This window comes from Pseudomonas sp. C9D1, from assembly GCF_056491235.1.
Map to the genome: position 1 here is coordinate 2,744,179 of NZ_JBSZIE010000002.1, position 24,526 is coordinate 2,768,704.

The 24,526-nt window shown below is 67.2% G+C and carries 20 protein-coding genes and 1 riboswitch; of the genes, 5 read left to right on the plus strand and 15 right to left on the minus strand.

The window, feature by feature from the left end; all coding sequences use genetic code 11:
- Positions 1–2: 2 nt before the first annotated feature.
- Positions 3–2,072 carry an EAL domain-containing response regulator gene (locus tag ACXI0U_RS20890; RefSeq protein WP_184490543.1) on the plus strand — a complete coding sequence of 690 codons (2,070 nt, stop codon included), beginning with the start codon at positions 3–5 and terminating at the stop codon, positions 2,070–2,072.
- Between the two features lie 63 nt (positions 2,073–2,135).
- Here the strand turns inward: ACXI0U_RS20890 and serB are convergent, their stop codons facing one another.
- On the minus strand, positions 2,136–3,350 hold the full coding sequence (serB, locus tag ACXI0U_RS20895; protein WP_043242384.1) for a phosphoserine phosphatase SerB: 1,215 nt from the start codon (positions 3,348–3,350) through the stop codon (positions 2,136–2,138).
- Positions 3,351–3,483: 133 nt separating this feature from the next.
- On the opposite strand from serB, the gene ACXI0U_RS20900 reads away from it, so the two are divergent.
- Both ACXI0U_RS20900 and ACXI0U_RS20905 read left to right on the plus strand, forming a co-directional pair.
- Positions 3,484–5,025: a histidine kinase gene (locus tag ACXI0U_RS20900; RefSeq protein WP_479550759.1), complete on the plus strand. Its 1,542-nt coding sequence runs from the start codon at positions 3,484–3,486 to the stop codon at positions 5,023–5,025.
- Positions 5,026–5,048: 23 nt separating this feature from the next.
- Positions 5,049–5,588, plus strand: a complete 540-nt coding sequence (locus ACXI0U_RS20905) for a metal-dependent hydrolase (protein ID WP_479550760.1) — start codon at positions 5,049–5,051, stop codon at positions 5,586–5,588.
- Between the two features lie 77 nt (positions 5,589–5,665).
- Here the strand turns inward: ACXI0U_RS20905 and ACXI0U_RS20910 are convergent, their stop codons facing one another.
- The 9 genes from ACXI0U_RS20910 to ACXI0U_RS20950 form a co-directional block, all read right to left on the minus strand.
- Complete coding sequence (locus ACXI0U_RS20910) at positions 5,666–6,370, minus strand: PqiC family protein (RefSeq protein ID WP_031287800.1); 705 nt, start codon at positions 6,368–6,370, stop codon at positions 5,666–5,668.
- Positions 6,371–6,535: 165 nt separating this feature from the next.
- Positions 6,536–8,800, minus strand: coding sequence for a DNA topoisomerase IV subunit A (gene parC, locus ACXI0U_RS20915; protein WP_021219762.1), 2,265 nt, complete (start codon positions 8,798–8,800; stop codon positions 6,536–6,538).
- 7 nt (positions 8,801–8,807) lie between these two features.
- Entirely contained in the window at positions 8,808–9,332 is a 525-nt protein-coding gene (locus tag ACXI0U_RS20920; RefSeq protein ID WP_263403784.1) for a retropepsin-like aspartic protease family protein, read from the minus strand.
- Entirely contained in the window at positions 9,329–10,312 is a 984-nt protein-coding gene (locus ACXI0U_RS20925; protein WP_479550761.1) for an esterase-like activity of phytase family protein, read from the minus strand. Before ACXI0U_RS20925 ends, ACXI0U_RS20920 begins: the two co-directional genes overlap by 4 nt.
- Entirely contained in the window at positions 10,309–12,207 is a 1,899-nt protein-coding gene (gene parE, locus ACXI0U_RS20930; protein ID WP_021219765.1) for a DNA topoisomerase IV subunit B, read from the minus strand. Before parE ends, ACXI0U_RS20925 begins: the two co-directional genes overlap by 4 nt.
- A 12-nt stretch (positions 12,208–12,219) precedes the next feature.
- Positions 12,220–12,852, minus strand: coding sequence for a YqiA/YcfP family alpha/beta fold hydrolase (locus ACXI0U_RS20935; protein ID WP_431482801.1), 633 nt, complete (start codon positions 12,850–12,852; stop codon positions 12,220–12,222).
- Between the two features lie 45 nt (positions 12,853–12,897).
- Entirely contained in the window at positions 12,898–13,737 is an 840-nt protein-coding gene (gene cpdA, locus ACXI0U_RS20940; protein WP_184490550.1) for a 3',5'-cyclic-AMP phosphodiesterase, read from the minus strand.
- 95 nt (positions 13,738–13,832) lie between these two features.
- Positions 13,833–14,285: a DUF1249 domain-containing protein gene (locus ACXI0U_RS20945; protein WP_021219768.1), complete on the minus strand. Its 453-nt coding sequence runs from the start codon at positions 14,283–14,285 to the stop codon at positions 13,833–13,835.
- On the minus strand, positions 14,276–14,893 hold the full coding sequence (locus tag ACXI0U_RS20950; protein ID WP_184490551.1) for an NUDIX domain-containing protein: 618 nt from the start codon (positions 14,891–14,893) through the stop codon (positions 14,276–14,278). Before ACXI0U_RS20950 ends, ACXI0U_RS20945 begins: the two co-directional genes overlap by 10 nt.
- A 200-nt stretch (positions 14,894–15,093) precedes the next feature.
- Between ACXI0U_RS20950 and ACXI0U_RS20955 the strand changes: the two genes are divergently transcribed.
- On the plus strand, positions 15,094–15,816 hold the full coding sequence (locus tag ACXI0U_RS20955; protein ID WP_431483527.1) for an RsiV family protein: 723 nt from the start codon (positions 15,094–15,096) through the stop codon (positions 15,814–15,816).
- Here ACXI0U_RS20955 and cytX read toward each other — a convergent pair.
- Complete coding sequence (gene cytX / locus ACXI0U_RS20960; protein WP_431482802.1) at positions 15,773–17,071, minus strand: putative hydroxymethylpyrimidine transporter CytX; 1,299 nt, start codon at positions 17,069–17,071, stop codon at positions 15,773–15,775. The genes ACXI0U_RS20955 and cytX overlap by 44 nt on opposite strands.
- Before the next feature lie 75 nt (positions 17,072–17,146).
- Positions 17,147–19,030 carry a phosphomethylpyrimidine synthase ThiC gene (gene thiC, locus ACXI0U_RS20965; protein ID WP_431482803.1) on the minus strand — a complete coding sequence of 628 codons (1,884 nt, stop codon included), beginning with the start codon at positions 19,028–19,030 and terminating at the stop codon, positions 17,147–17,149.
- Positions 19,031–19,123: 93 nt separating this feature from the next.
- A riboswitch (TPP riboswitch) is annotated at positions 19,124–19,230 on the minus strand.
- 218 nt (positions 19,231–19,448) lie between these two features.
- On the opposite strand from thiC, the gene ACXI0U_RS20970 reads away from it, so the two are divergent.
- Positions 19,449–20,888: a TolC family outer membrane protein gene (locus tag ACXI0U_RS20970; protein ID WP_031287807.1), complete on the plus strand. Its 1,440-nt coding sequence runs from the start codon at positions 19,449–19,451 to the stop codon at positions 20,886–20,888.
- Positions 20,889–20,947: 59 nt separating this feature from the next.
- On the opposite strand, the gene ACXI0U_RS20975 is transcribed toward ACXI0U_RS20970, so the two are convergent.
- The 3 genes from ACXI0U_RS20975 to ACXI0U_RS20985 are packed head-to-tail and all read right to left on the minus strand — an operon-like array spanning position 20,948 to position 24,510.
- On the minus strand, positions 20,948–21,658 hold the full coding sequence (locus tag ACXI0U_RS20975; RefSeq protein ID WP_431482804.1) for an NAD(P)H-dependent oxidoreductase: 711 nt from the start codon (positions 21,656–21,658) through the stop codon (positions 20,948–20,950).
- The gene (locus ACXI0U_RS20980) at positions 21,655–22,875 is read right to left on the minus strand and encodes a pyridoxal phosphate-dependent aminotransferase (RefSeq protein ID WP_479550762.1); all 1,221 of its coding nucleotides are present in this window, start codon (positions 22,873–22,875) and stop codon (positions 21,655–21,657) included. The genes ACXI0U_RS20975 and ACXI0U_RS20980 overlap by 4 nt, the downstream gene beginning before the upstream one ends.
- 15 nt (positions 22,876–22,890) lie before the next feature.
- On the minus strand, positions 22,891–24,510 hold the full coding sequence (locus ACXI0U_RS20985) for a 5-guanidino-2-oxopentanoate decarboxylase (RefSeq protein WP_374979125.1): 1,620 nt from the start codon (positions 24,508–24,510) through the stop codon (positions 22,891–22,893).
- Positions 24,511–24,526 lie beyond the last annotated feature (16 nt).

Sequence of the window (24,526 nt, forward strand, 5' to 3'; positions counted from 1 at the left end):
CCATGGCAATCGAAAAGAAAACCATCCGTCTGCTGATCCTGGAAGACTCGCAGAACGAAGCCGAGCGCCTGGTCAGCCTGTTTCGCAACTCGGGTCGCGCGACCCGTGTGCATCGCCTGGTCTCCAGCGATGACCTCGCCGAGGTCCTCCAGCAGAGCTGGGACCTGCTCATCGCCGCCCCCGAGAGTGACAACCTCTCCCCTGGCGAAGCCCTCAACGCCATCCGCCGTCAGGCCAAGGACATTCCCTTCATCCAGTTGGTGACGGAGAACGACTCGGACCTGATCACCGAGGCCCTGGCCCTTGGCGCCCAGGATGCCCTGCCCCAGGGCGAGGACGAGCGCCTGGTGCTGGTCGCCAACCGTGAACTGGCCAACCTCGAAGAACGTCGCTCCCGTCGCGCAGCCGAAGTGAGCCTGCGTGAAGCGGAGAAACGCTGCCAGCTGCTGCTGGACAGCTCGGTCGACGCCATCACCTACGTCCACGACGGCATGCACATCTACGCCAACCGCGCCTATGTCGAGATGTTCGGCTACGAGGATGCGGAAGAGCTGGAAGGCATGCCGATGATCGACCTGATCGCCAATTGCGACCAGGTGGTGTTCAAGGACTTCCTCAAGAACTACCGCAGTGGCGACGGCAGCGCCGAGTTGACCTGCTCGGGTGCCAAGGTCGACGGCCAGAGCTTCCAGGCGCGCATGAGTTTCTCCCCCGCCACCTATGACGGCGAGCCGTGCATCCAGGTGGTGATCCGCGCGGAAACGGCCAGCGCCGAGCTGGAAGAGAAACTGCGCGAGATCAGCAGCCAGGACCTGGTCACCGGCCTGTACAACCGCAACCACTTCAGCGAGCTGATGGACGCCGCCGCCGACCGCGCGGTGAATGCCGGCCAGCCCGCCTCCCTCGCCTACATCCGCGTCGACCGCTACTCCGGCCTGCTGGCGGACGTCGGTATCGCCGGCAGCGACCTGCTGCTCACCGACCTGGCCAACCTGCTGCGCGCCCACTTCCCGGCCGACGCGCAACTGGCGCGCTTCGGTGACGACGTGTTCAGCGTGCTGCAACCGGGTATCACCCCGGAGCAGGCCCGCGAAGGCCTGGGTACGCTGCTGAAGAAGGTCGAAGGCCACCTGTTCGACGTCAGCGGCCGCACCGTGCAGTTCAGCCTGTCCATCGGTGTCGCCGGCCTCAACGAGACCACGCCCAAGGCCCAGGAAGTGATCGATCGCGCCCATCGCTGCGCGGACGAGATCACCGACGGCAATGAAGTGCGCCTGTACAACCCGGCCAGCGAACTGGCCGCCGCCGCCAACCGCGGCAGCCTGGTGGCCATGGTCCAGCAGGCCCTGGAGAACAACAGCTTCCGCCTGCTGTTCCAGCCGATCATCAGCCTGCGCGGCGACAACTTCGAACACTACGAAGTCCTCCTGCGTCTGCTCAGCCCCCAGGGCGACGAAGTACCGCCAGCCGACTTCCTCGGCGCGGCACGGGAAGCCGGGCTGGCCGAGAAGATCGACCGCTGGGTGATCCTCAACTCCATCAAGCTGCTGTCCGAGCACCGCTCCAAGGGCCACAGCACGCGCCTGTTCGTCCACCTGTCCGGCGTCAGCCTGCAGGACCAGACCCTGCTGCCGTGGCTCAGCGTCGCCCTCAAGGCCGCACGCCTGCCGTCCGATGCGCTGATCTTCCAGTTCAGCGAGCCGGACGCCATCGCCTACCTGAAGCAGGCCAAGGCCCTGACCCAGGGCCTCGCCGAGCTGCACTGCCAGGTCGCCCTGAGCCAGTTCGGCTGCGCGCTCAACCCGTTCAACACGCTCAAGCACCTGAACATCGACTTCGTGAAAGTGGATGGCTCCTTCACCCAGGACCTGAGCAAGGCGGAAAGCCAGGAAGCGCTGAAGACCCTGCTTGCCAGCCTGCACTCCCAGGCCAAGCTGACCATCGTGCCCTATGTCGAGAGCGCCAGTGTCCTGGCCACCCTTTGGCAGGCCGGGGTCAACTACATCCAGGGCTACTACCTGCAGGGCCCGAGCCAGTCGATGGACTACGACTTCTCGTCCGGCGACGAATAAGCCGCCTTCCCAACCGCCCAAAGAAAAAGCCGCCCTCGGGCGGCTTTCTCGTTTAAGCGTCACTCACTCCAGGCCGTCGCGGTCGCGGAAGCCCAGCAGGTAGAGGATGCCGTCCAGCCCCAGGGTGGAGATGGCCTGCTTCGCCGACTGCTTGACCAGCGGCTTGGCGCGGAAGGCCACGCCCAAGCCGGCCAGCGCCAGCATCGGCAGGTCGTTGGCACCGTCGCCCACGGCGATGGTCTGCTCCAGGCGCAGCCCTTCCTTCTCCGCCAGCTCGCGCAGCAGGTCGGCCTTGCGCTGGGCGTCGACGATCGGCTCGACGGCCACGCCGGTGAGCTTGCCGTCCTCGATCTGCAGCTCGTTGGCGAATACGTAGTCGATGCCCAGCTTGGCCTGCAACTGCTTGGCGAAGTAGCTGAAGCCACCGGAGAGAATCGCGGTCTTGTAGCCGAGGCGCTTGAGCTCGGCGAACAGAGTCTCGGCGCCTTCGGTCAGGCGCAGCGAGGCACCGATCTCTTCCAGCACGTCCTCGGAGAGGCCCTTGAGCAGCGCCAGGCGCTCCTTGAAGCTGGCGCGGAAATCCAGTTCGCCACGCATGGCGCGTTCGGTGATCTCGGCCACCTGCTCACCGACCCCGGCGGCCTTGGCCAGCTCGTCGATCACTTCGGCTTCGATCAGCGTGGAATCCATGTCGAACACTGCCAGGCGGCGGTTGCGGCGGAACACCGAGTCGCGCTGGAAGGCGATATCGACGTTCAGCTCCTGGGCCACGCTGAGGAATTCGGCGCGCAGCGCCACCGGGTCGGCCGGCTCGCCGCGCACGGAAAACTCGATGCAGCCCTTGCCCTGGCTCGCCGGCATGTCCAGCGGCATGCGCCCGGACAGGCGATCGATATGGTCGATGTTCAGGCCGTACTTGGCAGTAATGGCGCTGACGCGCTGCAGCTGCTCGGCGGTGACCTTGCGGGTCAGCAGGGTCACCATGTGCCGGGGCTTGCCCTGGCCACCGACCCACACCTGGTAATCCTCCTCGGAAACCGGGGTGAAACGCACCTGCTGGTCCAGCTTGTAGGCCGTGAAAAGCACGTCCTTGAGCACGGAGGAAGCCTGCTCGGTATCGGGGATCTCCACCAGGATGCCGAACGACAGGGTGTCGTGGATGACCGCCTGGCCGATGTCGAGAATGTTCACCCCGCCCTGTGCGAGTACACCGGTAATCGCGGCGGTGAGGCCGGGACGGTCTTCCCCGGTGATGTTGATCAGGACTATTTCGCGCAAGGCGCACCTCCCGCAGTGGAAAAGGCGCACATTCTACCCACTTTCACGGTCTGACGAGCATGCCGGGCGCTTTGCCCTGCTAGGGGGCGCCGTTATACTGCGCCACAATTCCGTCCGAGAAGAGCCGAGCTCTGTGAACCGGCCTACGCCCGTCAAACCCGACAACTTCTTCCTGCTGATCTTCCACGCCCTGCGCCAGCGCCGTGTGCCGATCGCCTTGCGCATCGCCAGCCACAGCCTCCTGCTGGTAGCCCTGGCCCTGGTGATCTACGCCTGGGTGATGGGCATGCAGTTCAAGCAGGCGATGCAGCAGCAAGCCGACGCCCTGGGCCAGAGCCTCACCGCGCAGACCGCCGCTTCCGCCACCGAGCTGTTGGTGTCCAACGACATCCTCAGCCTCAACGTGCTGCTCAACAACCTGGTGAAGAACCCCCTGGTGGCCCATGCGGCCATCTACAGCGTGGACAACCGCATCCTCGCCGAAGCCGGCTCGCGCCCGAAGCAGGGCCTGCTGGGTGAGGTCGAAGGGCTGTATTCCACGCCCATCACCTTCCAGGAAGTGATAGCCGGGCACCTGCGCCTGAGCCTGGACATGCAGCAGTTCCAGCAGCCCATGACCATCAGCCTGCAGAGCATGGGCCTGCTCAGCCTCATCCTCCTGGCCCTGGCGCTGTCCCTCAGCCTGCGCCTCGGCCGGCACATCTCCACGCCGCTGCTGCAACTGCGGGTGTGGCTGCGCGACCCGGACGACCCCGCACCCGGCGCCGGCCGCCAGGACGAAATCGGCGACCTCGCCCGCCAGTTGCAGGCACGCCTGGTGCCGGAAAAGCCCGAGCCCGAGCCGGAACCCGAGATCGAAGAGCAGTACCTGGACGAGGAAGAAGACTTCTCCGAAGAGCAGGGCGACGACGAGCCGGCCTTCGAGATCCGCGACCTGCGCGATGACAGCTACGACAGCGACGCCGTCGAGGAAGAGCGCCCCAGCCGCCTGTTCACCCCGGACGAGGACGATCCCTTCGCCGACCTGCGTCCGCGCGAGGAAGCGCCACCCGCCGTGGTGGCTCCAGAGCCGGAAGCCGAGCCCGAAGCGCGCGACGAGTTGCACCGCAGTGCCGTGCTGGCCGTCCAGTTGGGCGCCCAGGACCAGCTGCGCCGTCTGCCCCGCACCCGCCTGCTGGACCTGCTGCAACGCTACCGTGACTGCCTCGACCAGGCCGCCCAGCTCTATCAGAGCGAACTGCACACCCTCAACGATGGCAGCAGCCTGATGCTGTTCCACAGCGCCGACAGCGGTGAGGACCACCTGACCCACGCGCTCTGCTGCGGCGAGCTGCTGCGTGCCCTCGGCCACGCCCTGCAGATCGAAGTGGCCGACAGTGGCATCACCCTGCAGCTGCAGCTCGGCCTGACCCTCGGCGACAGCCTCGCCGGCCTCGGCCAGGGCGACCTGCTGCTGGATGACACCACCCAGAACGCCCTGGCGCTGAGCCAGCACAGCCGCAACCTGCTGCTGGTGGAGCGCGCCATCGCCGACGACGGCCTGGTGCGCCAGCGTGCCCGTGTACGCCCCATCGCCAGCCCGGAAGGCGCCTGCTGCGTCGAACGCCTGCTGGACCCCTACCCCTCGCTGCTGGAACGCCAGCTGGCCCGCATGCACGACGCCGGGCGCCGCTGAGCCCCGGCGCCAAGGAAGGCGCCATGACCACCCTGATCACCCATCCCCTGCCCGTCCTCGCGGTGGGCATCGCCCTCGGCAGCCGCGTGATCCCGCCGCGCCTGCTCCTGGCCGGGCTGTTCTTCGCCTGCCTGCCGGACGCCGACGTTGCTGCCTTCAAGCTGGGCATCGCCTACGCCGACGCCTTCGGCCACCGGGGCTTCAGCCATTCACTGCTATTCACCGGCTGCTGCGCCCTGTTCGGCGCCCTGATCGCTCCGCTGCTGCGCTGCGGCCCGCTGAAGGCCGGCCTGTTCGTCGGACTCTCGACCCTCAGCCACAGCCTGCTGGACGCCCTGACCGACGGCGGCCTGGGCGTGGCCTGGTTCTGGCCCTGGGACCTGCAGCGCTACTTCCTGCCCTGGCGTCCCATCGAGGTGTCACCCTTCATCGGCGGCTTCTTCACCCAGCGTGGGCTGGATGTGCTGCTCTCCGAAGCGCGCTGGGTGGGCCTGCCCTGCCTGGTCCTGGCTCTCGGCGGCTTTGGCCTGCGGCGCCTGTTCGGCAAGCGCCGCGCCGAGTGAATGCCCGGCCAATCAGCACAATTCGCAGCCCATGAAAAAGCCCGCATCATGCGGGCTTTTTCGTTCATCGGCGGCGATCAGAAGCGGAACACTTCCACATCGGTGCGCACCGGGGCGGCCATGGGGATCTTCGGCGGTACGGGCTCACGGGCACGCGCCGGGGCGGCAGTGGCCTTGCGCGGCTCCTCGGCGGCAGCGGCAGGCTGGCCAGAGAGGGGTTTGACCGCACCGGCCAGTTGCTCGGCCAGTTGTTGCAGCAGTTGGCTCTGGGCCCGCACCTGGTCGGCGGCGGTGCCGCTGTGGGGCTGCTCCAGGCGCACCAGGCGGCTGTCACGCAGCTGGCCGGCCTTGTCCAGCACGCGCCATTGGGCCTCCAGCACCGCAGGGCGCTGAGGGCCCGAATCGAGACGGCTGATGCTCAACAGCACCTGGATCTCGGGCGTGAAGCCGGGGTTGGCGGGGGCCAGGACCAGACGCTGGCTGTCCAGGCGCCACGACAGCTGGCGCAGCAGCAATTGGTCGATGTCACCGGCCAGGCTACCGGCCCAGCGGCCATCGGTGGAGGCGGTCAGGCTGCCATCGGGCTGGCGTTGCAGGAGGGTTTCGCGCTGCAGGTAATCGGCAACCGAAACCGGCCCGAGCAGCACGGCCATGCCGGCGGACTGGTCCGGCAGTTCGGCGGTGCCGCTGTCGAGCTGGTACATGGGTACCGGCGCGTTGTGAACGCAACCGCCCAGGCCCAGAAGGCCGGTCAGCAGCGCTAACAAGGGAAGACGCTTCATCTTTCTCACCCAGGGCCGCCGCACGGCGACCCGCAGTCGGATTCATTGATGTTCGGGGCGCCCGCCACAACCGCGTTCGGCCCGAGGGGACATATCATCCGCCAATGTGACGGATGACTCCAGCCTCGTGCGTCGAATGGCAGCCGACGAGCGGCAGGTGCAGGCTTAGGCCGGCACCTCAACCAGCAGCGCATCGACGCGCTGGAAGCCGCGTGGCAGCTTGTTGCCACGCCGGCCACGCTCACCCTTGTAGTGCTCCAGGTCGTCGGCCTTGAGCGAAAGGGTGCGCTTGCCGGCCTGGAGCACCAGCGTAGCGCCGGCCGGCAAAACTGCCAGGTCGGTCAGGTACTCCTCGCGGCTGGCCACGCGATCACCGGGGATGCCGATGATCTTGTTGCCCTTGCCCTTGGCCAGCTGCGGCAGGTCGGCGACCTTGAACAGCAGCAGGCGGCCTTCGGTGGTCACCGCTGCCAACCAGTCTTCCTCGAGGCTGGTGAGCGGGCGTGGCGCGACCACTCGAGCACCGGCGGGCAGGCTGACCAGGGCCTTGCCGGCCTTGTTCTTGGCTTGCAGGTCCTCGCCCTTTACCACGAAGCCATAGCCGGCGTCCGAGGCGATCACGTAGAGCGCATCGTCCTCGGGCAGCAGCACGCATTCGAAGGTCGCCCCCGGCGGCGGGGTCAGGCGGCCGGTAAGCGGCTCGCCCTGGCCACGGGCAGACGGCAGGGTATGGGCAGCCAGCGAGTAGCTGCGGCCGGTGGAGTCGATGAACACGGCGTACTGGTTGGAGCGCCCCGGCGCGGCAACCTTGAAGCCATCACCGGCCTTATAGGACAGGCTGGTGGCGTCGATCTCGTGGCCCTTGGCGGAGCGGACCCAGCCCTTCTCCGACAGCACTACGGTGACCTTCTCGTTCGGCAGCAGGTCGTGCTCGGTCAGCGCCTTGGCTTCTGCACGGGCGACGATGGGCGAGCGACGGTCGTCGCCGTACTTCTCGGCGTCCTCGAGGATTTCCTTGCGCACCAGCTTCTTCAGCTTGGCTTCGCTGCCCAGCAGGGCCAGGAGCTTGTCACGTTCCTTGGCCAGCTCTTCCTGCTCGCCACGGATCTGCATCTCCTCCAGGCGGGCCAGTTGGCGCAAGCGGGTCTCGAGGATGTATTCGGCCTGGATCTCGGTGAGGCCGAAGCGCTCCATCAGCACCGGCTTGGGCTGGTCCTCGGTGCGGATGATGCGGATGACTTCGTCGAGGTTGAGGAAGGCGATCAGGCGGCCTTCCAGCAAATGCAGGCGATGCTCAACCTTGTCCAGGCGGAACTGCAGGCGCCGGCGCACGGTGCCGACGCGGAAGGTCAGCCACTCGGTAAGCAGGGTGCGCAGGTCCTTGACCTGGGGCCTGCCGTCCAGGCCGATGATGTTGATGTTCACCCGGTAGGTGGACTCGAGGTCGGTGCTGGCGAACAGGTGCTGCATCAGCGCTTCGTGATCGACACGGCTGCTGGTGGGGATGATCACGATGCGGCAGGGGTTCTCGTGATCGGACTCGTCACGCAGGTCGGCGATCTGCGGCGCCTTGGAAGGCTTGGCCTGCATCATCGCGGCGATCTGCTCCAGCACCTTGGCACCGGAGACCTGGTGCGGCAGCGCGGTGACGACGATGTCGCCATCCTCGATCTGGTACACGGCACGCATGCGCACCGAGCCACGGCCGGTCTCGTAGATTTTCAGCAGGTCGGCGCGCGGCGTGATGATTTCCGCCTCGGTCGGGTAGTCCGGCCCGGCAATGTGCTCGCACAGCTGCTCGATGGTGGCCTTGGGCTCATCCAGCAGCTGCACGCAGGCGGCAGCAACCTCGCGCAGGTTGTGCGGCGGCACGTCGGTGGCCATGCCCACGGCGATGCCGGTGGTGCCGTTGAGCAGGATGTTCGGCAGACGCGCCGGCAGCACCAGCGGCTCGTTCAGGGTGCCGTCGAAGTTCGGGCCCCAATCCACGGTGCCCTGGCCCAGTTCGCTGAGCAGCACTTCGGAATAGCGCGACAGCCGCGCCTCGGTGTAACGCATGGCGGCGAAGGATTTGGGGTCGTCCGGCGCACCCCAGTTGCCCTGGCCATCCACCAGCGTGTAGCGGTAGCTGAAGGGCTGGGCCATCAGCACCATGGCTTCGTAGCAGGCGGAGTCGCCATGGGGGTGGAACTTGCCGAGCACGTCGCCGACGGTACGCGCCGACTTCTTGTGCTTGGAGTCGGCATCCAGGCCCAGTTCGCTCATGGCATAGACGATGCGCCGCTGCACGGGCTTGAGGCCGTCGCCGATGTGCGGCAGGGCGCGGTCCATGATCACGTACATGGAATAGTTGAGATAAGCCTGTTCGGTGAATTCGGCGAGGGAGCGACGCTCCACGCCATCCAGGCTCAGATCGAGGGGTTCGCTCATGCGTGCCTCACGGTGACAGGTGTTGGCGCAGCACCAGGGTGCCGTCGCGCTGGGTGAATTCGAGTTGTTTGAGGGCGCTCATGCCGAGCAGCACCTCGTCGCCGTCCATGCCCGGGGCGATGATCGCGGGCACATCGGCGAGGACGATCTCCCCCAGCTGCAGCTCGCGCAGCCGGGTGCGATGACCGCTGCTGCGGCCATTCGCGGTGCTCAGGGTGATGGGTTCGCCGGGCTCCAGGCCCAGTTCGCCGGCCAGAGCTTCGGGCACCGCCACGGCGGTGGCGCCGGTATCCAGCAGGAAGGTCACCTGCTGGCCGTCGATGCGCCCGTTCATCAGGTAGTGCCCCTGGCGGCTGCTGGCCAGACGCACTTCCACGAAGCCGTCGCCGCGTACCGACTCGGGCACCTGATTGGGGTTGCGCTGACCATCTTCCCAGCGGCCGAAGAAGTGCGTGGCCAGGAGCATGGCGATGCCCCAGGCGAGGATCAGCATGACCCTCCCCGCGCGCTTGCCCGGCGCTTGTTCGCTCATGGCGCGTCCCAGCCTCCAGTGGGCTTGGCGAAGCGCCAGACGATGGGCCGCTGCTCGCCATCGGCGCGGGTCATGCCGCCGTTGTCGAGAACGATCCAGGCGCCGTCGGCGTCCACCCATAGCCCTTCCGCCAGGCCCCAGTCGGCCTCGTAGCGACGGGGTGGCGTGAGCGCCTCGGCAGCGAAGGACCAGCAGCGCTCGACACTGCCCTTGGCCGGGTCGCGGCGGCAGATACGGTGGGCATGGCGCTCCAGGGTGAACAGCTTGCCCTTGTGCACGGCCAGGTCGGAGAAGTCCTTGGGCATGGGTACGGCGCGGCCCAGGTCGGGTGGCGGGATATCCTCGCCGGCCTCGCTGAACAGCACGCAACCGCCCGCGCATGCCCAGGTGGATGGTTTCTTGTGCAGCACCATCAGGCCACGGCGCTCACGCTCGGCCGCCAGCCACAGGCGCTCGCCGGCAGGGTCGATGGCGATGCCTTCCAGCAACGCATTGAAGTGCAGCAACATGCCACTGGCACGCGCCTGGCGAACCAGGCTTGCGGAAATGCGCAGCCACTCGGCGCTGCCCATGGCGTTCACCTGCAGCACGGCGGCGTGGGCCTCGCTGACCAGGTAGCGATTGCCGGCGGCATCACAGGTGATGCCCTCGAAATCCAGTTCGTTGCCGCGCATCATGCTCATCGCCCAGGTGCGCGCACGCACGCCCCAGGGCAAGCCGCTCTCGGGCGGCGGCGGCGCGGCGAAAAGCTCGGCCTCGGCGCGCATCACACCGTCGACTGCCGTCAGGTGGAACAGGCGATCATCGAGCCGGTCGGACACCACCAACAGCTCCTTGCCGCAGAGCGCGATGCCGGAGAGGTTGCCTTCGGCGACCCCCTCCACCGGGTACTCGGCACTGAGCTTGAGCTCCTCGATCGGCGCTGCGGCCCAGAGGGGCGAGACGACCAGCAGCAGGGCGAGAAGGAAACTCACCTTCACGCCAGGACCTCGGCCAGGTTGCCCTTGGACTCCAGCCAGGACTTGCGGTCACCGGCGCGTTTCTTCGCCAGCAGCATGTCCATGATTTCCGCGGTGGCCTCGACGTCTTCCAGGGTCAACTGCACCAGACGCCGGGTGTTCGGGTCCATGGTGGTCTCGCGCAGTTGCGGCGGGTTCATTTCACCCAGCCCCTTGAATCGGGTGACCTGCGGCTTGCCGCGTTTCTTCTCCGCCACCAGGCGGTCGAGAATGCCGTCGCGCTCGGCTTCATCCAGGGCATAGTAGATCTCCTTGCCCAGGTCGATGCGGTACAGCGGCGGCATGGCGACGTAGACGTGGCCGGCATCCACCAGCGGGCGGAAGTGCTGGACGAACAGGGCACAGAGCAAGGTGGCGATGTGCAAGCCGTCGGAGTCGGCGTCGGCGAGGATGCAGATCTTGCCGTAGCGCAACTGGCTCATGTCCTCGGCCCCCGGGTCGACCCCGATGGCCACGGCGATGTTGTGCACTTCCTGGCTGGCCAGGACTTCACTGCCGTCCACTTCCCAGGTGTTGAGGATCTTGCCGCGCAACGGCAGGATCGCCTGGAATTCCTTGTCCCGCGCCTGCTTGGCCGAGCCGCCGGCGGAGTCACCCTCCACCAGGAACAGCTCCGAGCGCATCGGGTCCTGGCCGGCACAATCGGCCAGCTTGCCCGGCAATGCGGGGCCCTGGGTGATCTTCTTGCGCTCGACCTTCTTGCCCGCCTTAAGGCGGCGACCGGCGTTGCTGATGGCCAGCTCGGCCAGCTGCAGCCCCAGCTCCGGGTGGGCGTTGAGCCACAGGCTGAAGGCATCCTTGACCACGCCACCGACGAAGGCCGCAGCCTCGCGGGAGGACAGGCGCTCCTTGGTCTGGCCGGAGAACTGGGCGTCCTGCATCTTCATCGAGAGGACGAAGGCAATGCGCTCCCAGACGTCTTCCGGGGCCAGTTTCAGGCCACGAGGCAACAGGTTGCGGAACTCGCAGAACTCGCGCATGGCATCCAGCAGGCCCTGGCGCAAGCCGTTGACGTGGGTGCCGCCCTGGGCCGTGGGAATCAGGTTGACGTAGCTTTCCTGGACGCTGTCGCCGCCTTCGGGCAGCCACAGCAGGGCCCAGTCCACCGCTTCCTTGTTACCCGCCAGGCTGCCGCAGAACGGCTCGGCCGGCAGGCGTTCGAATTCGCTGACGGCGTCGACCAGGTAGGAGCGCAGGCCGTCTTCGTAGTGCCACTCGATGCGTTCGCCGCTGGCCTTGTCCTCGAAGCTCACCAGCAGGCCCGGGCAGAGCACCGCCTTGGCCTTGAGCACGTGCTTGAGGCGGCTGACGGAGAACTTGTGCGAGTCGAAGTACTTGGCGTCGGGCCAGAAGTGCACGCTGGTGCCGGTGTTGCGCTTGCCGACGCTGCCGATCACTTCCAGGTCGCTGGACTTGAAGCCGTCGGCGAAGGTCATGCGGTATTCGCTGCCATCGCGCTTGACCCGCACCTCGACCAGGGTCGACAGGGCGTTCACCACCGAGATGCCCACGCCGTGCAGGCCGCCGGAGAACTGGTAGTTCTTGTTGGAGAACTTGCCGCCCGCGTGGAGCTTGGTGAGGATCAGCTCGACACCGGGCACGCCTTCTTCGGGGTGGATGTCCACCGGCATGCCACGGCCGTCGTCGATCACTTCCAGCGAGTTGTCCTCATGGAGGATCACCTGCACGCTCTTGGCGTGCCCGGCCAGCGCTTCGTCGACGCTGTTGTCGATGACTTCCTGGGCCAGGTGGTTGGGCCGGCTGGTATCGGTGTACATGCCCGGGCGCTTGCGCACCGGGTCGAGGCCGGAAAGGACTTCGATGGCGTCTGCGTTGTAAGCGTTCTGCTGGGCCATGGGGTCTCTTCGTCAAAGGGTGGAAAAGTCGATATCACGCCATAACTGGGCGGGAAAACCGGCGTACGCCAGCAAGGCCGGCAGGTGGGCAGGGAACTGCCGGAAACCATGGTCGCCACCGGCCTCGATGCGCAGGGCGCAGGCGCGGTAGTAGCGCTCGGCATGGCGGTAGTCCAGGGTTTCGTCGGCCGTCTGCAACCACACCTGGTAGCGGGCCGGGTCCTGCGGGGGCGGCACCTCGAGCTCGGCCAGGGCATCCACATGCGCCTGAGTCAGCTCCCAGGTCTCGCCGCTGTAATAGTTCTTCTGCGGTCCCAGTTGGCCATCGAACAACCGGTGCGGGGCCACCGCCGGGTTGATCAGGATGGCCCTGAGCCCGTGCCGCTCGGCCAGGTGGGTCGCATAGTAGCCGCCCAGGGAGCTGCCTACCAGCGTCGGCCGACCCAGCGCGGCCAGGGCCTCCTCGAGCTGCGCGATGGCCTCGCGTGGCTGGTGGTGCAGGGCCGGTACGCGCAGCTGCTCAGCCAGGCCCAGGCGCTGCATGAGCGCGCTGAGCTGGCGCGCCTTCTGCGACTCGGGCGAGCTGTTGAAGCCGTGGATATAGAGAAGGGAGGGCTGTTCGGTCGACACGCGGCATCCTGGCAAGTCTGGCGGGCAAGCTGTACTTCTTGCCGTGCCGCAGCGCTAAGGTCAATAACCTTTGACGCTGTAATCCACTTCGAAGTCGATACCGGTCACCCGCGATACGCCGGTTTCCAGCACGCCGTCGTCCCGCAGACGCAGCCAGCGATAGCCCGGCGCCTCGGTGTCGACCTGGAACTCCTCGCTGCCCGGCGCGAACTGCACGCAGGTGGAAGGCGACGCCAGTAGGCGCACGCCCTTGCGCATCTGGTCGAACTCCTGGTGCACATGGCCCCAGAGCACGGCGCGCACCTGGGGGAAGCGGTCCAGCACGGTGAACAGGGCATCCGGGTTGCGTACGCCGATCGGGTCCATCCAGCGGCAGCCGATGGGCACCGGGTGATGATGGAAGCTGATCAGCACGTGCTTGTCCGGCGCCTCGCTCACGGCGCGCTCCAGCAGCTCCAGCTGTTCCGGCGGCATGTGCCCGGGAACCGCACCGCTGATGGTGGAATCCAGCAGCACCACGCGCCACGCCGGGAAGTCGATGATCGGCTCGAGCAGGTCGGTGCCGGCACAAACCTGTTCCATCACCTGCACTTCATCATGGTTGCCGGGGAACCAGCGGCTGTTGGCGGGGATCACCGAGCACAGGTCGCGGAAACGCTCGTAGGACTCGATGCTGCCGTCCTGGGACAGGTCGCCGGTGGCCAGCACCAGGTCGATGCGTGGCTGTTCTTCCAGTACCCGCTCGATCACCCGCTGCAGGCTGTCGGAGGTATTCATGCCCAGGAGTCGTCCGTCCTCTTCGGCAAATAGATGACTATCGGAAAGCTGCACCAGCAGCACCGATGAATCAATGGCGAGAGTGGACGCGCTCGACAAGGCGGTCTCCTTGGGCGAAATCATGTGAATTATGGTGGTTCAGGCGTGAAACGGTAAACCCGAGAACCGGGACTGGATCACATTAGCGAGCGCCAGGAAATCGGCAGGGGGCGGATTTTCTAAAGCACGGGTTCCAGTTCGTGGCCACAGGCCAGGCAATGGCTGAGCCACTCACCGAGGAAGAGGTTGAGCTGGCTCTTCTCGTCGGGCTGGTGCATATCGGCGTTCGGGTAGGGGTAGAAGCTGCGCAGGCGCCGGGCATTCTCGGCGCTGACCACCTCGGCCATGCGCGCATCGTGGTAGACGCGCACCTCCAGCTGCGGAGAGGGCAACCAGGGCAGGCTGAGCTCCTGGCGCACCTTGAGCGTGGTGGTGTAGGGGCAGGCTTCGACCACATCCAGTGCCAGCACCCCCACCAGGCGTTCGCCCTGGCTGAGGGCCACGCGGCGCGAAGACTGGGCTTCGCGCATGTGCGGCAGCAATCGCATCAGCCGGGCATAGTTCGCCTCGCAGGCCGCTTGCAGCCCGACGAGGTCCACCCGGTAGCGATCGCGCAGCAGATTCACGTCCACATCCCCCGAACTTCATCCCGGTTCAGTGCCAGCCATTGCAGGGCGATGATGGCGGCGGCATTGATGATCCGGCCGTCGCGCAGCGCGGCCAGGGCATCGGCGAAGGACAGCACGTGGACGCGGATGTCCTCGCCCTCTTCCGCCAGACCGTGCACGCCACCGGCAGCGCCGCTGTCGCAGCGCCCGACGTAGAGATGCACGAATTCGTCCGATCCCCCTGGAGAAGGATAATAGGCGGTGATCGGCCACAACGACGTCAGCGTCAGGTCGGCTTCCTCGACGGCCTCGCGGCGGGCCACCTCGTCCGGCTCCTCGTCCTTGTCGATCAGCCCGGCCACCAGCTCCAGCATCCAGGGGTTGGCGCTCTTCTGCATGGCGCCGACGCGGAACTGCTCGATCAGCACCACCTGGTCGCGCTGCGGGTCGTAGGGCAGCACACACACGGCATCGTGGCGCACGAAGAGCTCGCGGCTGAGGGTCGGCCCCATCTCCCCGGAGAACTGGCGATGACGCAGGTGCAGGCGATCCAGGCGATAGAAGCCACGGAAGCATTCTTCGCGCTTGATGATCTCGACCGCGTCCGGTCCGGGTTTGAAGGTATCTATCATCTGAGTCTCACTCGATCTGATGGTCCCGCTTTTCGCGCATCCTACTCTGGCGACTCGCCTTGCGCAGCCTCTTTGCAGATGGATTCGCGGCTGGGATCATGGCCCACCGCGAGCGAACTCGAACCGCCCCAGGCAGTCGAAGCTCGCAATCCATAACGACTCTCCACCCGATGACGAATTCAATCCCGATGCACAAGAAACTGCTCCTTCTCGGCTTCGCCCTCCTCCTCGGCGCCTGCCAGACCCTGACGCCCGGCGACAGCGGCCTGGCCGTCAAGCGTGATGCCTGGGAGCACCTCAAGCCCGGTTGCCAGGGCGACAGCTGCCCGCTGGTGAACATCGACGTCATCAGCTTTCCCGATCACCCGCAGCTCAGCGAACGGGTGACCCAGCGCCTGCTGCGCATGACGGCCGACGCACCGGATGCACCGCTGCCGGCCTCCCTGCAGTCCTACGAGAAGGACTTCCTGCAACGCGCCGAGCCGGGCTGGGCCAGCTACCTGCAAGCCAAGGTGCGTGAACAACGTGACCAATTGACCATCATCGAACTGTCCAGCTACCTGGCCACCGGCGGTGCCCACGGCATGCCCGGGCGCGGCCTGATCAACTACGACCGCACGCTGGACAAGGTGCTGACCCTGCGCGACATGCTCGTCCCCGGCCAGGAAGCCGAGTTCTGGAAGCTCGCCGAGCAGGCCCACCAGCGCTGGCTGGTCGCCAACAAGCTGGACCAGGACCCGGAATACGCGAGCACCTGGCCCTTCCAGCGCACCGAGCACATCGCCCTCGGCCGTGGCGCGCTGCTGCTCAAGTACGACGTCTACAGCATCGCGCCCTATGCGGGCGGGCACCCGGAGCTGACCATCCCCTACCCGCAACTCAACGGGATATTGAAGCCGCAATACTTCCCCGGCCGCGGCTGAGGGAGCCCAGCACCAACTGCAGCCCGCCGGCCAGCAGCAAGGCCGGCAGGGTGGCGCCCACCTCGGGCATGAAACCCGCCAGCAGGTGGTAGACGGTCACCCCGCAGGCCCAGGCGGTCAGCGTGTCCCAACGCAGGGCCCGGCGCGGTGCCAGCCCCTCGCGACGGCGGCGCAGCACGAAGTGATCCACCAGCACCACGCCAAACAGCGGCGCGAACACCGAGCCGATCAGCAGCAGGAAGTTCTGGTACTCGGCCAGCGGCGCGAACCAGGCGATCAAGGTGCACAGCGCGCCGATGGCCAGGGCCAGGTGCTCCACCTTCACCGGCACCAGGATGCCGCTGGAAACCGCCGCCGAATGGATGTCGGCGAAGGCGTTCTCCGACTCGTCCAGCAGGATCAGCAGCAGCGGGATGCCCAGGCCGGCACCGGCCAGTGCCAGCAACAGTGCGTTGACCTCGCCGCTCGGGGCGAAGGCCAGGGTGTAGGCGACGCCCAGGCTCATCAGCCAGAAGTTGCCGAGGAAGAAGCCCAGGGCAGTACCGCCGAACACATTGCGTGCGCGCTTGCCGAAGCGCGAGTAGTCGGCGATCAGCGGCAGCCAGGACAGCGGCATGGCGATGGCAATGTCGAAGCCCAGGGCGAAGGGCAACGAGCCGTCACCGCCACGCGCCCAGATGGCGCCCAGGTCGGCCTTGTCGAACAGGTTCCAGGTCAGCCAGATGCAGGCGCCCAGCAGCAGCCAGATGCCCCACTTGCGCAGCACGCGGCGCACGAAGATGAGCGGGCCGGTCACCGCCAGCAACGTCGCCAACGCCCCGAAGAACAGGGTCCAGAGCGCCGGCGAGGCCAAGGCGCTGCCCTCGCCCCAGGCACGGGTGGCCAGCAGGCTGGCGGCATCGCGCATGACGATGATCTCGAATGCGCCCCAACCCACCAGTTGCAGGAGGTTGAGCAGCGCCGGCAGCACCGCGCCGCGTTTGCCCAGGGCAAGGCCGAGGGTGCCCATGGCGGAGAGGCCGGTGTCGCTGCCGATCACCGCCGCAGCGCCCAGCAGCAACACGCCAACGGCGGTGCCGCAGGCGATGGCCGCCAGTGAGCCGGCCAGGCCGAGCCCCGGTGCCAGCAGCGCGCCAAGCTGCAACACCATCAGGCCGACGCCGAGGGAGAACCAGAGGGAGAACAGATCACGCGCGCCGAAGACGCGCTGGCCGGCGGGAACCGGCAGGGACGGCGAGTAGCTGGGGGTGGTCACGTTGAAGGCCCTGGAGAGTGGACGAAGAAGGCCCGGCGCAGTGCGCCGGGCCCGTGGGTGCAGCCACGAGGCCGGTCAGACCTGCTTGTAGATCACCGAGCCTTCGTCCTTGAAGCGCGCCGCCTGCTCCTGGAAGCCCGCCTCGATGGCCTGGCTCTCCTCGGAGAGGCCATTTTCCTTGGCGTAGTCGCGCACTTCCTGGGTGATCTTCATGGAGCAGAACTTCGGCCCGCACATGGAGCAGAAGTGCGCCACCTTGGCCGAGTCCTTCGGCAGGGTCTCGTCATGGAAGGCGCGAGCGGTGTCGGGGTCAAGGCCGAGGTTGAACTGGTCCTCCCAACGGAATTCGAAGCGCGCCTTGGACAGGGCGTTGTCGCGGATCTGCGCGCCCGGGTGGCCTTTGGCAAGGTCGGCGGCGTGGGCGGCGATCTTGTAGGTGATGATCCCGGTCTTCACGTCATCCTTGTTCGGCAGGCCCAGGTGCTCCTTGGGCGTGACGTAGCAGAGCATGGCGCAGCCGAACCAGCCGATCATGGCGGCACCGATGCCGCTGGTGATGTGGTCGTAGCCGGGGGCGATGTCGGTGGTCAGCGGACCCAAGGTGTAGAACGGCGCCTCGTCGCAGCACTCCAGCTGCTTGTCCATGTTCTCCTTGATCAACTGCATGGGCACGTGGCCCGGGCCTTCGATCATGCACTGCACGTCGTGCTTCCAGGCGATCTTGGTCAGCTCGCCGAGGGTCTCCAGCTCACCGAACTGCGCGGCATCGTTGGCGTCGGCGATGGAGCCCGGACGCAGGCCGTCGCCCAGGGAGAAGCTGACGTCGTAGGCCTTCATGATTTCGCAGATTTCCTCGAAGTGGGTATAGAGGAAGTTCTCCTGGTGATGCGCCAGGCACCACTTGGCCATGATCGAGCCGCCACGGGACACGATGCCGGTGACGCGCTTGGCGGTCAGCGGCACGTAGCGCAGCAGCACGCCGGCGTGGATGGTGAAGTAGTCGACGCCCTGCTCGGCCTGTTCGATCAGCGTGTCGCGGAATAGCTCCCAGGTCAGGTTCTCGGCGATACCGCCGACCTTCTCCAGGGCCTGGTAGATCGGCACGGTGCCGATGGGCACCGGCGAGTTGCGGATGATCCACTCGCGGGTTTCGTGGATGTGCTTGCCGGTGGACAGGTCCATCACCGTGTCCGAGCCCCAGCGGATGCCCCAGGTCAGCTTGGCCACTTCTTCCTCGATGGAGGAGCCCAGGGCCGAGTTGCCGATGTTGCCGTTGATCTTCACCAGGAAGTTGCGGCCGATGATCATCGGCTCCAGCTCGGTGTGGTTGATGTTGGCCGGGATGATCGCGCGGCCGCGGGCGATCTCCTCACGCACGAACTCGGGGGTGATCACCGCCGGGATGCTGGCGCCGAAACTGTGCCCGGCGTGCTGCTCCTTGAGCAGGCCGGCGGCGCGCGCCTCGGCCAGCTTCATGTTCTCGCGGATGGCGACGAACTCCATCTCCGGGGTGATGATCCCCTGGCGGGCATAGTGCATCTGGCTGACGTTGCGCCCGGCCTTGGCCCGGCGCGGGTTGCGCACGTGGGCGAAGCGCATGGCGGTCAGCTCGGCGCTGGCCAGGCGCTCCTGGCCGAAGCTGGAGGACAGGCCGGCGAGCAGCTCGGTGTCGCCACGGTCGTCGATCCATTTCGAGCGGACGTCGGCCAGGCCCTTGCGCACGTCGATGGTCACGCTCGGGTCGGTGTAGGGGCCGGAGGTGTCGTAGACCATCACCGGGGCGTTGATCTCGCCGCCGAAGGCAGTGGGGGTCACGTCCAGGCTGATCTCGCGCATCGGCACGCGGATGTCCGGGCGCGAGCCCTGCACGTAGACCTTCTGGGAACGGGGGAAAGGCTGGATGGATTGCTGGTCGACCTGGGCGCTCTCGCTCAGGTTCGCTTGTTGTTTTGCAGTCATCGGCTAGCTCCTGGGTGATGTCGGAGCGAACCTGAAAGGCAGAGTGCACCGGGACCGGTGCCGAGAGGAACCTCCCAAGAATGCTGCAAGGCGGGGGAGGCGCATCTTGTTCCCTACGCAGGCCTTAACCTGATCAGGTTCAACGGGATCCGGAACTTTCCGATCTCAGCCTCCGATTCGAGGCACCCCGACAAGAACGCGGCCAGTCTAAACAAGCCCCTCGAACAAAACCAACCCCAAGGTCAGAAATAAATGACCAGCCCGTCCGAAACCGACGCCCGGACCGCGTCGCGCATTCATTGTTCCCGGCAAGCAACATAACGTGTTGCAAACTACACTGACCCCGCCATGGAGCCGTCTTGACCGCGTACCATGGCAGCCGTAGCCTTGCCCGACTTCACTGAATCTAGGATTGATCATGCTGCGCAGACTCTCACTGGCTGTTGCCGTGGCCTCCGCTTTCGCGGGTAGCGCCTGGGCAGCAGAGGCCCCGCTGTCAGCCAAGACGGACCTCGTGACCGTCTACAAGGACGCCGTAGACAACAACGCCGATCTCGCTGCCGCGCGCGCCAACTTCGAAGCCGTGCGCGAAGCCGTGCCCCAGGCCCGTTCCGGCCTGCTGCCGCAGATCAATGGTGGCGCCACCGCCAACGACACCCGCACCAAGCTCGATGAGCCGTCGGCCACCAGCTCCCGCAGCGGCATCGCCTACCAGGCCAGCCTGAGCCAGCCGATCTTCCGCGCCGACCGCTGGTTCCAGCTGCAGGCCGCCGAGGCCAGCACCGAGCAGGCCTCCCTGGAATTCTCCGCGACCCAGCAGAACCTGATCCTGCAGACCGCCGAAGGCTACTTCGCCGTGCTCCGCGCCCAGGACAACCTGGCGTCCACCAAGGCTGAAGAAGCGGCGTTCAAACGCCAACTCGACCAGGCCAACGAGCGCTTCGATGTCGGCCTCTCCGACAAGACCGACGTGCTGGAAGCCCAGGCCGGCTTCGACACCGCCCGCGCCAACCGCATCATCGCCGAGCGCAACGTGGATGACGCCTTCCAGGCCCTGGTCACCCTGACCAACCGCGAATACGCCTCCATCGAGGGCATCCAGCACACCCTGCCGGTGGTGGTGCCCGCGCCGAACGACGCCAAGGCCTGGGTCGACACCGCCGCCCAGCAGAACCTCAATCTGCAGGCCAGCAACTACGCCGTCGACGCCGCCGAAGAAACCCTGCGCCAGCGCAAGGCCGGCCACGCACCGACCCTGGACGCCGTCGCCCAGTACCAGAAAGGCGACAACGACAGCCTCGGCTTCAGCAACACCGGTTCCAGCCCGGTGCGCTACGGCAGCGACGTCGAGCAGCGCACCATCGGCCTGCAGCTGAACATCCCGATCTACAGCGGCGGCCTGACCAGCTCCCAGGTGCGCGAGTCCTACCAGCGCCTGAGCCAGACCGAGCAGCAGCGCGAAAGCCTGCGTCGCCAGGTGGTGCAGAACACCCGCAACTACCACCGCGCGGTGAACACCGACGTTGAGCAGGTCAAGGCCCGTAAGCAGTCGATCATCTCCAACCAAAGCGCCCTGGAAGCCACCGAGATCGGCTACCAGGTCGGTACCCGCAACATCGTCGACGTGCTCGATGCCCAGCGCCAGCTGTACGGCTCGGTGCGCGACTACAACAACGCGCGCTACGACTACATCCTCGACAACCTGCGCCTGAAGCAGGCCGCCGGCACCCTGGCCCCCTCGGACCTGGAAGCCCTCGCCAGCTTCCTCAAATCCGACTACGACCCGGACAAGGACTTCCTGCCCCCGGACCTGGCCAAGGCCGCAGAAGCCAGCCTGAAGAACAAGGCCGACTACTGAGTCGTCACCGCCCCATGAAAAAGCCCGGCACATGCCGGGCTTTTTCGTTCCTGGGCCGCTCAGCTCTCTGCGGGCAACGGGTACAGCCGCGCGTCGAACTGGTCGAGACGGGGGAAGACCAGCGCTTCGTCCAGCTCGATCCCGGCGAGCCGCGCCTGGTACGCCTGCAGGTAGCCGGCCCGCACCTCGTCGCTCACATAGGGCACGTGCCAGGCGACGAACGGCGGCAGCACCGTCATGCCGGTGTAGGCCAGCGTGCCGCGCAGGACCGGTCGCAGCATGTCCTCCAGCGGGCCGTGGATCGCCCCCGGGCCGAACATGTGGTCGCGCCCGCCCAGGGTCAGGGTCAGCAGGGCGCGCTTGCCCGCCAGCCCGCCCTGGTCGTAGAAGCGCTTGCCGCCGTAGCAGATGCCGGAGACCAGCACCCGGTCGAACCAGCCCTTGAGGATGGCCGGCACGGAGAACCAGTAGACCGGAAAGTTGAAGATCACCAGGTCCGCCCACAGCAGCTTGTCCAGCTCCTCGCGGATGTCGGCGGCCAGGGTCCGGGCCGTCACCGCCTCGCGCTGCTCCAGGGCGTACACCAGGTAGTCCGGGTTGCGCCGTTCGAGGAAGTCCGCCTCGCCGGCTACCGGGTTCCAGTTCATCCCATACAGGTCCGACACCTTCACCGCGTGGCCCTGCTCCCGCAGCGTCTGCTCGGCGAGCCGGCACAGCGCGGCGCAGAAGGAGCGCGGTTCGTTGTGGGCGTGGACGATCAATACATTCATGCGAACTCCCGTCGCGCAGGGTCATTGGAAGAGGGCGCGCCCTGTTCAAGCACCTCGGCGGCGCAGCGTACGATGCGCCGGCAGGCCTCGCGCAGGGGCTCGGCACCCAGCACCAGGCCCAGGCGGATGTGCCCGGCCGCACTGGGGCCGAAGGCCTCGCCGGCCAGCACCGAGACCCCGTGGCGGTCCAGCAGCCGGTCGGCGAAAGCCTGGGCGGAGAGCCCGGTGGCGCGGATGTCCACCATCACGAACATGCCCCCGTCCGGTCGCAGGGCGCGCACGCCGGGGCAATCGGCCAGGCAGTCGAGCACCAGGTCGCGGCGCTGGCGGTAGGCCTCGCGCATGGCCTCCAGCTCCGGCAAGCGGGCCTCCAGCGCGGTGCAGGCGGCGTCCTGGATGAAGTCCGGCGAGCCGTAGAGCATGCACAGGGCCAGGTTCTCCAGGTGCCCGCAGAGCGCCCGCGGGCCCACCACCCAGCCCACACGCCAGCCGGTCATGGCGTGGGACTTCGACAGGCTGTTGAGGGTCGCAGTGCGCTCGGCCATGCCCGGCAGGCTGGCGGGGCTGATGTGCTCGCCCTCGAACAGCAACTCGCTGTAGACCTCGTCGGAAATCATCCACAGGTCATGCTGCACACACAGCTTGGCGAGTGCTTCCCAGGTGGCGCGCGGCAGGCTGGCACCGGAGGGGTTGTGCGGGCTGTTGATCGCCAGGGCGCGGGTACGCGGGGTGATCCGCGCGGCGACGTCCTCGGCCTGCACGCGGAAGCCGTGCTCGGAGCGCACCGGAACCGGCACGACGGTGGCGCCACAGGCCCCGAACACCGCCTCGTAGGTGACGTACATCGGCTCGGCGACGATCACTTCATCGCCGGGGTTGAGCACGCATTGCGCCACGGCGTAGAGCGCGCACTGAGCACCGGCCAGCACCACCACGTCATCGCCGATGACGGCCTGGCCGCTGCGCTGGCTGTGACGGCGGGCGATGGCCTCACGCAGCGAACGCTTGCCGCGCACGTCGGCGTAATGGGTGTTGCCGGCCAGCAGGCTGTCGATGGCCGACTGCACGATGGGCACCGGCGTGTCGAAGTCCGGATCGCCCACCGACAGCAGCAGGATGTCGTCGCCCTGCTCCATACGCGCCAGGGCGCGGTAGTGGATGTCCCAGGCGGCAGCACCGTCGCCGGCGATGCGTTGGGTGAAGTTCGAGTAGCGCATGGGCAGCTCCTTGGGTCAGCGGGCCTGTTGGGCGCAGGCGTGTTTCAGCTCGATCAGGGTCACCCCTGGATGGCGGAAGCCCTCGCGCAGGTCCTGCTCCAGCGCGTCCAGGCTCTGCGGCTGGCGTACCTCGCAGCCGTAGGCGCGGCCGAGCAGGGCGAAATCCGGGTTGCGTGGCAGCACGCCGATGGGCTCGATGTCCAGGTCGAGCATGTCGTCGCGGATCTGCCCCAGCGCATCGTTGTTCCACAGCAGCACCACCAGCGGGCTGTCCAGCTCCTCGGTGGCGGTGGCCAGCTCCTGGGCGGTGTAGAGGAAGCCGCCGTCGCCCACCAGCACCAGGCCGGGGCGCTCCGGCGCACCGAACTTGGCGCCGATGCCGGCCGGTACGCCGTAGCCGAGGGTGCCGTAGCCGGTGGGGTGCAGCCAGCTGCGCGGCGCCCGGCTGGGGAACAGGTAGTTGCCGCTGTAGGCCAGCTGGGTCATGTCGCTGGCGATGAAGGCGGTGTCCGGCAGCGCCAGGGCGATGCGTTCGAGGATCGCCAGGTGGATGCGCTGCAGCGGGGCGTGACTGGCCTCCAGTTGCTCACGCAGCCGGCCGATGCGTTCACGGGCGCTGGCCGCATCCCGCGCGGCAGCCGGCAGCGCGACGAGCAACGCCTCGGCGGTGGCCTTCGCATCCCCCAGCAGCGCCACCGCACACGGGTAGAAGTCGTTGAACTTGCGCGAATCGACGTCGACGCGGATCACCTCGCCGGTCAGCGGCAGGCGCTCGCGCCAGTAATCGGTGTCGGCCATCTCGGTACCGATGGCCAGCACCACATCGGCCTCGGCGATCATGTCCCAGCCGGCCTGGGTGCACAGGGTGGCGCCGGCGGCGAGCGGCGCTTCCGGCGCCAGCAGGCCCTTGCCGGCGACGCTGGTGAACAGCGGCGCAGCCAGGCGCTCGCTCAGCGCGGCCAGGGCATCGGCGGCCTGCAGCGCACCGCCGCCGGCGATGATCATCGGGCGCCGGGCGGCCTGGAGTTTATCCACCGCCTGCCGGAGCGCGGCGGCGCTGGGCTGGCCACGGCCGGCGCGGCGCACCACCTCGTGGGTCCAGTCGCGGGCGACCGGGTTGGCGAGCACGTCCAGCGGCACGGAGATGTGCACCGGCCGCGGGCGCTCGCTGTCGAACACGGCAAAGGCGCGGGCGATCAGTTCGGGCAAATCCTCGGCACTCAGGGCGACGGCGGAAAACGCGGTGATCGGCGCGGTCATCGCGCGCTGGTCCTGGGTCTCGTGCAGGCAGCCCCAACCTTTGCCGAGGCTGGCGGTGTGGTTGACGCTGGAGATAACCAGCAGCGGGATCGAGTCGGCGTAGGCCTGGCCGATGGCGGTGGCGGCGTTGGTCACCCCCGGCCCGGTGATGATGAAGGCCACGCCCGGCTTGCCGCTGACCCGCGCATAGCCGTCGGCCATGAAGCCGGCGCCCTGCTCGTGGCGGGTCAGCACGTGGCGGATGCCGCTGCCGGGCAGGCCCCGGTACAGCTCCAGGGTGTGCACACCGGGAATGCCGAACACGGTGTCGACCCCGTAGTTGGCCAGCAGGCGGACCAGGGCCTGGCCGCCGGTGAGAGGTGTGGTCTGTTGCATGGGTCGTCTCCCCAAG